Raw genomic sequence first — 12,385 nt, forward strand, 5'->3', positions numbered from 1 at the left:
TCAGCTCGCCGATGGGCCGGCCGGGCGGCCGGGCTCGAGACAGATCAGGCTGATCAGGGCAGGCAGGCCAAACAGGCCGCAGTTCAGCAACCAGAAGCCGCGCCGACCGCGACTCGCCGTACTGCCACGCAGGTAACCCCAGGCCAGCAGGGTCGACAACAGCATCAGACTCAGTGCCAGCAGATGAAAGCCTTTGAGCTCAGGCCACACCTCGCGGTTCAACGGATAGCTGAGCCCCTTCTCCATCGCCTGGTCGGGCCATTCGGAGAACGCATGCAGCAGGGGTGAGTACCACCAACTGACCCGAGAGTAGGCGGAAAAATCGGCCTGCAGCGGACGCTCGGCAATCACGCTGATCTGATCCTGCGCGTCGATCAGACTGATCTGCTGCCAGGGCTGGGCGATGCGCGAGTAGCGGGTAAAGCCAACCTGGCGTGTGCCCTCGCCGTACAGCTGTGAGACCAGCCAGCCCTCCATCAGACGGGCCACCACCACTCCTTCCAGCAGGCGCACTTCGTCGGCCAGCGGCATGGCCCAGTCGAGCTCAGGCGGCTCGAAACGCTGCGCCGCCTCGCGTCGCTGATGGAACACGAGCAGGCGCTGATTGGTCAGCACCAGCCAGCGATCGAGCTGCTGATCGGGGGCATCGACGAAGCGTTCGCCGAGCCCCAGACGGATCCACTCGTACTGCCGCTGTTCGATCGGGTCGATTCGATACAGCACCGAGGGCGTCAGCAGATAACCCTGATGGCTGGCGAAGGGCACCTCGGCGAACGGGGTGCGGTCGCCCGCGCCGCCGACCCCCCACCAGCCGCGTTCGCGGCCGCTTTGCGGATCGCGACCGTGGAACAGCATGTGATCGTGACTGAAGCGCCACACGGTCTGCCGCTCTTCATCCCACCAGCTGGTCGGCATGTTGAGCTCGGCCACCTGATGGCGCAGCGGAAAGCGGCTCAGATTGGGGCCGATGCGCACCGGCTCCAGCAAGGGCACTTCGCTGGCCCAGCCACTGGCCCGCGGGTCGGCGCTGGCAGTCAGCCCCATCACCAACTCTTCGGCTGGCTCGGCCCGCATCACCTCGATCACACCGCCTTCTGGGGGAAAGTCCGTGTTAAGGGGGTCGGTGCCAGCCACGATGGTGACAATCAGCCAGAGCATCTGGCCAATCGCAAAGGTCACCATGAAGGCTCCCAACTGCAGGGGCAGAGCGGTAAGCAGCAGATCCCACCAACGCTCGATCGGTGCCTCACGATTGGCACGAAAGCCGCTGCTGGCGATCCACAGCAGCCAGGCCAGAGCCACACCTACCGGCAGCAGCAGCCACCAGGCCGAGATCAGATGCAGACTCATGGCCATGGGCGCCACCGCGGCCAACAGGGCCAGCCGGCGCCGACTGCAACACGCATAGGCGCCGCCCAGCCAGGCCATAGCGCTGTAGGCCAGCAGGTGCATCGAGCCCAGGTAGTGACGGCTCTCCACCAACTGCGTACTCAGCAGATCGAGAGCGAGCAGGAACAGCAACTGCGGCAGAGCAATCAGGGTCGCCAGCAGGAGGCCGGCGGAGCCGGCCAGGGCGAGGAAGATTTGTCGTGGAGGAAGCGGCCGATGCAGCAACCATAACCACTGGCTTGGCTTGCGATAGCTGCCGACCTGTAGCACACCCAGGATCAAACCCAGCAGACAGTACAAGGCCCAGATCGGCTGTGCCTCGAAATAGCTCAAGGCCAGCAAGTTGGTCGTGCGATTGAGGAATAGCAGGGCCAGCAAGTGCAGGCTAGCGCCGATCAGGGCCAGACGGCTGAAGCGCCGCCACTCAGACAACATGAGATCTTTCATAGAGCTTCCTCAGCGCGGCGCGGCGTGGTGGCGGGTCAGCAGCGCATTGACCGCGCGATCGAGGCTGACCTCGCCGCGGTAGTGGCGGCGTGCGCCCAGGGCTTCGAGTTGTTGGCCGAAGTCGTCTGGCGCATCCAGCAGCAGGCAGTGATGCAGGCCATCGAGTGTCTGTACTTGCAGCAGGCCGCTGAGGTGCGACAGAGGCGGCGACTGCAACCCGAAATCGGCCACCCACAACGAGACCCGGCGGCAGAACTCGTCCGGCGGCGACATATGAATCAGTCGACCGCGTTCCAGCACGATCAGGTTGTCGGCCAGACGCTCGATCTCTTCCATTTGGTGCGAGCAGTAGATGATCGTGCTGTCGCTCTCCGCCACCGCGGCCAGCAGGGATTCGAGAAAGGCGCGTTTGGCCACGACGTCGAGGCCCAGGGTGGGCTCGTCGAGGATCAGCAGCTCGGGCGACTGCGCCATCGCCATCGCTAGATTGAGGCCGGCGCGCTCGCCGCGCGACAGCTCGCGAACACGCTGTTCCGCCAGCACATTGAAATGATCGACGATCTCGCTATAGCGCGCCGCATTCCAGCGCGGATACAAACGGCGCTGCATGGCCACCACTTCAGCTACCCGCAGCCAGGCCGGCAGACTGTGCTCTTCGTTGACGAAGCCGATCCGCGCCCGATCCTGCGCCTCGATCGACTGACAGTCGCGGCCCAGAATGCGCGCACGGCCGCTGCTCGGCGACTGGAAACCGAGCAACACGCGGAACAAGGACGACTTGCCGGCACCATTGGCACCGACGATGGCGTGGATGCCGCCGCGCGGAATGTTCAAACTCAGCTGATCCAACGCCGCTTTGCGGCCAAAGTACAGGCTGAGCTGGTCGACCTCGATCACCGGCTCGCTGATTGCTGGCGGAGCAGAGGGCTGTGGCGCGCTGACCAATTGCAATTGTGCTGACATTTTCAATCCTTGGGTCCAGGCCCAATCAGGCCGAACGGCGCTGGAGACATGGCGAAAGTGCTTGTTCAAGTTGACCAAGCACGTCTTCCAGTGGATAGCCCAACCCGACCACCTCGGCGACGAAACCCTCCACTGCCTGGGACAGCCGCCGCTTGCGCTCGGCCGACGACAAGCGCTGACGGGGCGCGGCGACGAACAGGCCGAGGCCTTGACGAGCGTCCAGCCAGCCTTCCTGACTCAGCTCACCGTACGCCTTGGCCACCGTGTTCGGATTGACTGCCAGCTGCTGCGCCAGGGCGCGCACACTGGGCAACTGAGCGCCAACCTCGAATTCGCCACTGGCGATCGCGCGGCGAATACCATCGCTGATCTGGCGCACGATCGGGCGCGGATCGGCGGCGCTGAGCTGCAAAAAAAGCGGAACGGTGCGTGACATGCGTGTACCTGCTGTACTATGTGCGCTAGTACAGTAGTGGCGGCGAGAGGCAAATGTCAAGCGGAGCGGCAAGCGGCTACGCCAGACCCGGCTCAACTCAAGCCCAACCTCTTGGCCTCCGCTTGCACAAATTCCTCCGCCGCCTGCAGTTCGCCACTTTGTCGCAGTGCTCGAAAGCGCGGCCAGCCTTCATGGGCGATGCGCAGTTCCCACATTTCGCGGCCCTGATAGTCGATGCCTGCCGCTTCCAGGATCAGGCCGGTGACTCGGCAGCGGCACAAGCAGTGTCCCCAGCGCGGAGTGGACAGATATTGGCTGCGCGGCAGTATTTCCAGACAGGGCTCCGCACTCAGCTCGCCAACAATCCTGGCGCGCGGGAACTCGTTGCAGGGGCAATGCGCGGGCACTGGGTGTGTGGGCGCCGCCGGTGCGGGTTCGCCGCCCAGCAGGGCCCACTTCTGCGGGTCATCGATCTGCCCCGCAGCCCATTGCCGCAACTCCTGGATCGCTGCCGGCGACAGCAGCTCGACAAAGCTTTGCACTACCTCAGGCTTGGCGAAGCGCAGCGCCCACTGCACCGCATTGAGACGATCAGTGCGCTCTTCGGCGCGCCAGTTGGCGCCCGCTTCCAGCAGGCGCCGACAGATCGCAGCCTGCCCCTTTTGCACCGCCAGATGCAGGGCGGTATAGCCGACGCTGTTGCAGGCCTCTCGATCGATGCCGGCCGCCAGCAGCAGCTCGACCATCGCTTCACGCCCGTCCTGCGCGGCGCGCATCAGCAGGCTGTAGCCCTGCTTGTCCGACTGGTTGAGAAAGTGACTCTTGCCAGCGAATACACCAGCGGCTTCGACCTGGCCGGCAAGTACGGCCTGTTCCAGAAAGGTACGGCCGTAGGTGTCGCGCTCGTCGACGTTCGCTCCGTTCTTAACTAATAGCTTCATGATGTCGAGCAATTTGCGCCGGTAAGCGATGCGCAGCGGGCTCTCACCGGCGCCCGATGCATTGAGATCGGCGCCATGCTTGAGCAGCAGTTTCAGCTTCGGCGGCAGCAATCTTTCCGGCGACAAGGCGAGCAGCAAGTGGATCGGCTGGTGTCCGCGCGCATCCAACGCCGAGGGTGATGCGCCGCCGACCAGCAAGGCTTCCACCACGGCGGCCGTGCCACCGGCACAGGCATGATGCAGCGGACCACGACCGTCCTCGCGCAGGGTCAGGTCAGGGTCGGCGCCCTGTTCCAGCAGCCACTTGACGATTGCCGCGCGATCGCCGGCTACCGCGACCAACAAGGGCGTGTCGCCATCGGGCAGGGCCGCATTGAGGTCGAAGCCCTCGGCATGGGCGGCCTGCAGCAGGGCCAAACGGCCCTCGAAGATGGCATCACGCACGGCCAACAACGAGGTCTTGTCGAACGTCGTTGCCATCGGTTCCTCCCCGGCCGCGAGCGCACATGCCAAGCCATCATCGCGCCGCCGGCGGCGGCGTGACAACTGGCCGGATTGCCAGCGCATGGGTCTGCTGCTCAACTGTCGCCATGAACAAGCCACCCGCCGACGCCATTGCCATCGTGCTGCTGCGCGAGGGCAGGATTCTGCTGGTTCAGCGCAGCCAGTCGGTGCCGCGCCCGGGCTTCTGGTCGGTACCTACCGGCAAGCTGGAGCGCGGAGAGTCGCAGCCGGCAGCGGTGCAGCGCGAGGCTGAAGAGGAGCTGGGCCTGAGCGTGCGACCGATTGCCCAGGTGTGGCAATGCCTGACCGATGACGGCCGCTATCGCCTGCATTGGTGGCTGGCCGAAGCCAAGGCCGCCGCGGCAAACCTTTGTCCGGCTCCTGAAGAAGTGGCCGATTGGCGCTGGATTCGCCCGTTCGAGTTCGAGCACCTTAGCCCACGGTTTGAGCAACACCGAGCGTTCTTTAAGGAACGCCTGCCTAGCCTGCTTTCGGTGGCTCCACCCTTGGCGGACGAATCGGACTGACCGTAGCCGAGCGCGGAACACGTCTGCGCTCGGCCTTGTCCAGGTACATCAGCTTGTCGGCGCGCAGCAGGGCGCGCTCCGGGCTGTCCCCCGGCTCGATTGGAGTGTCGCCAACGCTGAATCCAATGCCAGGCACACCGACGTCGTTGGCGGCCAGATCGTCGCGCAGATGATCCAGACGTGAAGCGACGTCCGAGCTAAGGGTATCGGGCAGCAACACGACGAACTCATCGCCAGCATAGCGCACCACACCGGTAGCTTCACCGAAGTTGCTCTGCAGGGCCTGGGCAAAGCGGCGCAGACAGGCATCGCCGATATCATGGCCCAGGCTGTCATTGATCGCCTTGAAATCATCCAGATCGAAAAACAGCAGGCGCGCGCCATGCTGGCGCACCCGCTCGATCAACTGCGGCAGCATGCGCCGGTTGTAGATGCCGGTCAGCGGATCGCGCTCAGCCACCCGTTTCAGCGCCTCGTGCGCCTGGTGCAACTCGGCGTGACTGGCATCCAGCTCGGCGTGGTTGCGATGCGACACTGCCAGCACCGCACCGAGGGCAATCACCCACTCGGCGCCGGTATCAAACGAGGAGTGCGAGGCAAGAAAGATGCCGACGTAACTCGGTAGACTGCCGGGCTCGGCCGTGGCGCTCCAGGCATAGGCAGCAAATTCGGCCGCCGCCAATAGGGCACGCAGCAGAAAGCCAATGCCCAGCCAGAGCAGGCCGCGGCCGGGCGCGGTCCAACAGATCAACGCGCCACTGCTCAGCGCCAGGGCAATCACCGAGGCCTGCAGCATGCCCAACTGGGGAATGCTCTGCACCCACCAGCCACCGAGAAAAGTGAGCAGCAAGGGCGGTAGCACCAGGGCCAGGGTCAGCGGCCGCTCGACCCGATTGCGGGCAAACACCCAGGCGCCGACCACCATGGCGGCAACAAAGGCCGACTTGCACAGGGTATAGGCGGCTTGCAGGGTCGGCACCAGCAGGCCTTGCGGCTGCCAGAACCAGAACATCCAGGTCACCAGCAAGGCCAGCCCATTGGCCAGCCAGGCGCACATCCACCAGACCACCTCACGGCGCCCGGTGGAACGCCGAAAGGCGACGAAGAAAATCGCCACCAGCGCCGCCGAGCTGATCTGCACAGCGGTGCTCCATTGCCAAAGGAGGAGTTCTGCCATGGCCTTCGACTACGCCGCGGGAGGGCATTCGGATTCGCCCGACAATGCGATCCTAACACTGGCAGCCGAGCGCTCCGCCGGACCCGCGCGTTGGCAGATCCTGCACAGTCCAATGGTAGGGTTTAGCCCGGATATTTCATGAGGGGGCGCGGATGATCACCGAGGACTTTGCGTCGAGTGCAAGGCGCGACGAGCCCAAGTGGAATCGCCGGATCTTTCGGCGCGACCTCATGAAATATCCGGGTTAGTGGTGAACGCCCTTCCAGCCACTCCCGCCTCTGCCGCAGACGCGGTCGATGCAAACGCCGGCACGAACGGCTTCGTGATCGTGATGAACGCCTGTTCCGGCCGTCGCGCGGCGCAGGAGCGGCAACGGGTCATGCAGCAGGTGCTGGCCGACGCAGGGTGTGAACACGAACTGCTGCAGGTTCTGCATCCTCGTCAGATGCCCGACGTGATCGAGCGCGCTGTCGGGCTGGCGCAAACGCAGGGCCGCGTACTGGTCGCGGCCGGGGGCGATGGCACGATCAATGCCGTGGTCCAGCGCTGCCTGGGCAAGGGCGTGGTGTTCGCCGCGCTGCCGCAGGGCACGTTCAATTTCTTTGGCAGGAATCATCGGCTGTCAGAGCACCTGGAAACCGCGGTGCGTGATCTGCTCGAAGGCAAAGTGCGGCCCATTCAGGTCGGCAAGGTCAATGACCACGTGTTTCTGATCAATGCCAGCATTGGCTTGTACCGGCGCCTGCTGCAAGATCGCGAGGCCTTCAAGCGGCGTCTGGGAAGAAGTCGCCTGGTGGCCCTGTGGGCGGGCATTAACACATTGCTTCGCCCACACCCGCGCCTGTGCCTGGCGATTCAGCACGACGGCGAGACGCGTTTGGAGCAGGTGCTGACCCTGGTGGCGGGCAATAATCGCTTGCAGCTGGAAAGCCTTGGTCTGGAGCAAGCCGCAGCAGTGGACCAAGGGCAGTTGCTGGGTTTGCGAGTGCGACCTCAGCCGCGCTGGTCCCTGTTTAACCTGGCATTGCGCGGCCTGCTCGGACAATGGGTAAGGGATGAGCGGGCACACGCGTTCCTGTTCGAACAACTTGAGGTCACTGCCCTGCACCGACGCCGCCTGTGGGTGGCAATCGACGGTGAGCTGGTGCGTATGGATCAGCCCTTGCGCTTTCAAGTGGCGGCCGAGCGCCTGCCCTTGCTGGTGCCGCGACGAATCGCGAACGAGACCACAGCATGAGTGTGATTCTGCATCTGTCGGATACCCACTTCGGCACCGAGCAGGCCTGGGTGCAGCACGCCTTGAACGAGCTGATCGCGACGCAATCTCCAGACCTGCTGATCCTCTCCGGCGACATCACCCAACGCGCGACCCGTGCACAATTCGCTGCTGCACATGACTGGCTCGATCGACAGGCCGTGGCGCACCGACTGCTGCTGGCGGGCAACCACGACATTCCACTGTTTGCGCTATGGCAACGCCTGTTCAGTCCGTATCGGCGCCTCAGGCGCGGGCTGCAGGTGACCGACCTGTCGCCGAGCCATGTGCAGCATCCGCTGCATGTGCTGTCGGTCAAGACTACCCGTCGCTATCGGCACATCGACGGCGAGATCTCCCCAGCGCAAATCGATCGCGTACGTCGGGCCCTGTTGGCGGCCGATCGCGATGCACTGAAGATCGTCGTCACTCACCAGCCGCTGTGGGTCGAGCGCAGCAGCGATCTGCACAACTGCTGCCGCGGCGCCGAGCGCGCTCTGCAGGCCTGGTGCGAGGCCGGCGCGGATGTCTTCCTCAGCGGTCATATTCATTTGCCCTTCGTTGCCGAGCTACCTGATCACCCGGGCTGCTGGGTGGTCAATGCCGGCACCGCGCTGTCTTCGCGGGTGCGCGACGGTGTCCCCAACTCCTGCAATCTGATTCGCTACCCGACCAGCGAAGGGCCGCGATGCTGCGCGGTCGAGCGCTGGGACTGCCCCAGCGAGTTTCGCCAGTTTCGCCTGGTCGCCCAGCAACAGCTGCAGCTACGGGCCAGGGAAACTTCGAGCTAAGGGCTAAGGACCAATGCAGCGCTGAAGGAAGGCCTCGGTGGTTCGATAGCGATGCAGCAAGTCAGCACCTTTCAGCCCATGCTTGGCGCCTGGATAGGTCATCAGATCAAAGCGAGTCCCTTTGCCCTGCAGATCGGCCAGCAACTGAGTGGTATGGCTGAACAACACATTGTCATCAGCCATGCCATGGATCAACAGCAATGCATCATCACGGATGCCCTGACTATGGCTCATCACCCGACTGGCGGCATACCCATCGGGGTTGGCCTGCGGATGATCCATATAGCGCTCGGTGTAGTGGGTGTCGTACAACGCCCAATCGCTGACCGGGGCACCAGCAATGCCGCAGCGGTAGGTATCGGCCGCCTGCCCCAGCAGCATCAAGGTCATATAGCCGCCGTTCGACCAGCCGTACACCGCGATGCGCTGCGGATCGACAAAGTCGAAGCCCTTTAACCATTCGATGCCGCGACGCTGATCCTCGACTTCCACCTTGCCCTGCTGACGGAACAGGGCGCGACCGAATGTCACGCCGCGGCGCGGTGTGCCGCGATTGTCGAGCGAGAACACCAGATAGCCCTGCTGCGCCAGGTACTGATTGAACCAGGCATCGGCCCGACTCGGCCAGGTGCGGGTGACGGTCTGCGCCGCCGGCCCACCGTATACCCAGACCACCACCGGATAGCGTCTACTCGGATCGAACCCAAGGGGCTTGATCAGGCTGTAATGCAGCTCGCCGTCCTCTGTCTCCACGCTGCCGAACTCGGTTGGCTGATGCGCGCTGAGGTAGGGCGTGTAGGGATGCGCCGGATCGTCCAGTCGATTATCCAGCAAGTTCGCAATGTGCTTGCCATCCGCTGCGACCAGGTCGCTGCGCGGCGGCTGCTGCGGTGCATTCCAGCTATCGACAAAGAAGCTTGCGTCGCTGCTGAAACTGGCCTCGTGCCAGGCAGCCTCGCGGGTAATCCGGACCGGTTCGCCGCCGGCCAAGGGCATCGCATACACATGCCGTTCCAGCGCACTGTCCTTGGTGGCAGAAAAGTAGATCACCGCCTTGCGCTGATCGACCGCCAGCACATCCTCGACCATCCAGTCGCCATAGCTCAGCTGCCTCGGCTCGCCACCGCTGGCAGGGTAGTGATAGAGGTGCTGAAAGCCGCTGCGCTCACTGAGCCAGAGGAAACTGTCGTCGTCGAGAAAATGCAGACCATGATGAAGTTCGATCCAGCTGTCACTGAGCTCGGTCAACAAACGCTGCGGATCATTGGCCCCGCCAGGCTGATCCGCCTCTACACTCAGATCCACCTGCAACAGATCAAGCCGCCGCTGATCGCGACTCTGGCGCTGAAAGCTGAGTAGGTTGGCATTGCGCCATTTCACTCGCGGCAGATAGATATCCGGGTTGTCGCCCAGCGAGATCCACAGCGGCTCTGAACCGGCCGCACCGGGCTTCAGAACACCTAGCTTCACCTTGACATTGGGGTCGCCGGCCGCCGGGTAGCGCTGCTCGACCACGGCGGTGTGATCGGCATAGACCTCGTAGCGCTTCTGAATCGGAACGCTGCTCTCGTCGATGCGAACAAAGGCGATCGCCGAATCGTCCGGCGCCCACCAGTAGCCGGTATGACGATCCATTTCCTCATCGGCGACAAACTCGGCCACACCGTTGCCGATCAGCTCGGAGCCGTCGCTGGTGAGCTGTCTTTCGCTGCCGTCGGCAAGGTCCACCAGCCACAGATTGCGCTCACGTACGAAGCTGACAAATCCGCCACGCGGCGAGAATTGCGGGTCGGTGGCAAAGCCCTCGCCCTGGGTGATCCTGCGCACCGCCTTGGCCGGCCTGGCATCCAGATCATAGAGGTAAAGCTGGCCTGCCAGGGGGAACATCAGGCGGCGCGAATCCGGCCCCCACTGGTACTCAACGATGCCACTTAACGCGGCAATTCGCTGCCGCTCGCGACGCGCCTTCTCCTCGTCGGACAGCTCTTCGCGACCGCCACTCAAGACATCACTGTCGACCAGGCGCCGGGTCTTGCCACTAGCCAGATCGAAGGCCCACAGATCCAGCCGGTTGCGCTCACCCTCGCGACCGCGCAAGAAGCTCACCTGCTTGCCGTCGGGCGCAATGCTCGGCTTGAGCAAGGTCGGCCCGGACAGCTGGGCATCCCCGGTAATCACTTCCAGACTCAGCCGAGTTTCCTGCGCCGTTGCCATTGCCGTAGCTGTCATCATCAACCCCAGGGCCAGTGCCGCACTGCGCACGCTCAACCTCCCGCTCGACCGTGCCCGGCCAAGGCGCGCAGCTTCTTGAAGTAATACTTCGGAAACCAACGCTTGATCCGCCAGCGCATCGGCTCACGCTGGGTGGGCAGGATCATGAAGTCACCGCGCTCGGCAGCTTCGAACACACGGTCAGCTACACCGTCCAGGGTATCGGTCGAGGTCTGCATCATCTTCTCGCCGAACTTCTTCATCCGTTGATCGCCGCGCCAGCTCTCCAGCAGATTGGTCTGAAAGAATGCCGGGCAGATCACCGACACCCTGATGCCCTGATCAATGACCTCGGCACGCAGTTGTTCCGACAAGGTGACCACACCGGCCTTGGACACACCGTAGCTCATGATGTTCGGCGCACCCGCCAGGCCAGCGAAACTGGCCGTATTGATCACCTGGCCGCGCCCCTGAGCCAGCATGCCGGGCAGAAAGGCCAGACAGCCACGCACGACGCCGAGCAGATTGATCTCCAATACTTCTCGCCACTCCTTCATGGTGCTGCCGACCATCGGCCCACCACTGGCGATGCCGGCATTGTTCAGCAGCACATCCACCCCGCCCCAGCGCTGCTGCACGGCCTCTGCCAGCGCCTGCATCGAGTCGTCACTGGCGACATCGGCCTGCTGCGCCCAATGCGGATCGCCACCCAGCAGGCTGACCGTCTCCTCGGCCCGCCCCCGATCCAGGTCGACCACTGCCACCGCCGCACCGCTGCGGGCATAGCGTTGGGCCAAGGCGCGGCCCAGGCCACTGCCGCCACCGGTTATCAGGACGCGACGTTGGGTCATGCAGGAATTCCTTGCGAAGGTGGTAGGCTCCGGAGGATATCAGCCCGATGGAGTTCGTTTCGCATGTCCGACCCCTTATTCGATCTGAGTGACCGGGTGGCCCTGGTCAGCGGCGCGTCGCGCGGCATTGGCGAGGCGATTGCCAAGTTGCTGGCAGCCCATGGGGCGCATGTGATCTGCACCAGTCGGCGCAAGGAAAGCTGTGAAGAGGTCGCCGAGGTGATTCGCGGCGCCGGCGGCCGAGCCGAGGCCATGGCCATGCATGTCGGCGAACCGGAGTCGATCGAGGCGGTGTTTCAGAAACTCGATGCCCTCGAGCTGCGCCCCAGTCTGCTGGTCAACAACGCCGCCGCCAATCCGTACTTTGGCCCGGCCATCGACATGAGTCTGGCCGCCTATGAAAAGACCGTGGAGGTCAATCTGCGCGGCTATTTCTGGACCACCGTACAGGCCGCCCGCCGCATGAAGGACCACGGCGGCGGTGCCATCGTCAATATCGCCTCGGTGAATGCCAAGCGCGCCGCACCGGGCCAGCTGATCTATTCGATGACCAAGGCCGGCATCGTCAACATGACCGAAGGCTTCGCCAAGGAGCTGGCGCCACATGGCATCCGGGTCAATGCCGTACTTCCGGGACTCACCGACACCAAGTTCGCCTCGGCGCTGACTCAGAATGAAAAGATCCTTAACACCATGATGAAACTCATCCCGCTGCAGCGCGTGGCGCAACCGGACGAGATGGCGCCCATGGTGCTGTTCCTGCTGTCGCAGGCGGCCGGCTATGTCACCGGCGGCAAGTTTGTGGTGGATGGCGGGTATCTGGCCTGACAGTGCCGACGCTGGCTGAGCTGGTCATAGCGAAGCGGGCGAACGAAAGCGTCTTGGCTTGCCGG

The 12,385-nt window shown here is 63.9% G+C and carries 11 protein-coding genes; 4 read left to right on the top strand and 7 right to left on the bottom strand.

What is annotated here, in order from left to right:
* The 4 genes from IFO71_RS05690 to IFO71_RS05705 form a co-directional block, all read right to left on the bottom strand.
* Positions 1 to 1,836, bottom strand: coding sequence for a hypothetical protein (locus IFO71_RS05690; protein WP_192028570.1), 1,836 nt, complete (start codon positions 1,834 to 1,836; stop codon positions 1 to 3).
* Between the two features lie 9 nt (positions 1,837 to 1,845).
* A complete protein-coding gene (locus tag IFO71_RS05695) occupies positions 1,846 to 2,799 on the bottom strand; it encodes an ABC transporter ATP-binding protein (protein WP_192028571.1) in 954 nt (317 codons plus the stop codon).
* A 25-nt stretch (positions 2,800 to 2,824) separates the two neighbouring features.
* Positions 2,825 to 3,235 carry a GntR family transcriptional regulator gene (locus tag IFO71_RS05700; RefSeq protein WP_192028572.1) on the bottom strand — a complete coding sequence of 137 codons (411 nt, stop codon included), beginning with the start codon at positions 3,233 to 3,235 and terminating at the stop codon, positions 2,825 to 2,827.
* A 92-nt stretch (positions 3,236 to 3,327) separates the two neighbouring features.
* The gene (locus IFO71_RS05705; protein WP_192028573.1) at positions 3,328 to 4,656 is read right to left on the bottom strand and encodes an ankyrin repeat domain-containing protein; all 1,329 of its coding nucleotides are present in this window, start codon (positions 4,654 to 4,656) and stop codon (positions 3,328 to 3,330) included.
* 110 nt (positions 4,657 to 4,766) lie between these two features.
* Here IFO71_RS05705 and IFO71_RS05710 point away from each other — a divergent pair, with 110 nt between their 5' ends.
* Positions 4,767 to 5,207 carry an NUDIX hydrolase gene (locus IFO71_RS05710; protein ID WP_192028574.1) on the top strand — a complete coding sequence of 147 codons (441 nt, stop codon included), beginning with the start codon at positions 4,767 to 4,769 and terminating at the stop codon, positions 5,205 to 5,207.
* Here the strand turns inward: IFO71_RS05710 and IFO71_RS05715 are convergent.
* The gene (locus tag IFO71_RS05715) at positions 5,161 to 6,384 is read right to left on the bottom strand and encodes a GGDEF domain-containing protein (RefSeq protein WP_192028575.1); all 1,224 of its coding nucleotides are present in this window, start codon (positions 6,382 to 6,384) and stop codon (positions 5,161 to 5,163) included. The two genes, IFO71_RS05710 and IFO71_RS05715, sit on opposite strands and share 47 nt — an antisense overlap.
* Before the next feature lie 331 nt (positions 6,385 to 6,715).
* Between IFO71_RS05715 and IFO71_RS05720 the strand changes: the two genes are divergently transcribed.
* On the top strand, positions 6,716 to 7,621 hold the full coding sequence (locus IFO71_RS05720) for a diacylglycerol/lipid kinase family protein (RefSeq protein ID WP_192028576.1): 906 nt from the start codon (positions 6,716 to 6,718) through the stop codon (positions 7,619 to 7,621).
* Positions 7,618 to 8,430 (top strand): metallophosphoesterase family protein, encoded by an 813-nt coding sequence (locus IFO71_RS05725; protein ID WP_192028577.1) that lies wholly within the window; start codon positions 7,618 to 7,620, stop codon positions 8,428 to 8,430. Before IFO71_RS05720 ends, IFO71_RS05725 begins: the two co-directional genes overlap by 4 nt.
* 3 nt (positions 8,431 to 8,433) lie before the next feature.
* On the opposite strand, the gene IFO71_RS05730 is transcribed toward IFO71_RS05725, so the two are convergent.
* Both IFO71_RS05730 and IFO71_RS05735 read right to left on the bottom strand, forming a co-directional pair.
* A complete protein-coding gene (locus IFO71_RS05730) occupies positions 8,434 to 10,692 on the bottom strand; it encodes a S9 family peptidase (protein ID WP_425502870.1) in 2,259 nt (752 codons plus the stop codon).
* Between the two features lie 2 nt (positions 10,693 to 10,694).
* Positions 10,695 to 11,492 carry an SDR family NAD(P)-dependent oxidoreductase gene (locus tag IFO71_RS05735; protein WP_192028578.1) on the bottom strand — a complete coding sequence of 266 codons (798 nt, stop codon included), beginning with the start codon at positions 11,490 to 11,492 and terminating at the stop codon, positions 10,695 to 10,697.
* Between the two features lie 63 nt (positions 11,493 to 11,555).
* On the opposite strand from IFO71_RS05735, the gene IFO71_RS05740 reads away from it, so the two are divergent.
* Complete coding sequence (locus IFO71_RS05740) at positions 11,556 to 12,320, top strand: glucose 1-dehydrogenase (protein WP_192028579.1); 765 nt, start codon at positions 11,556 to 11,558, stop codon at positions 12,318 to 12,320.
* Positions 12,321 to 12,385 lie beyond the last annotated feature (65 nt).

Origin of the sequence: Pseudomarimonas arenosa, assembly GCF_014841215.1 — a bacterium.
In the GTDB taxonomy this organism is placed as follows: domain Bacteria; phylum Pseudomonadota; class Gammaproteobacteria; order Xanthomonadales; family Xanthomonadaceae; genus Pseudomarimonas; species Pseudomarimonas arenosa.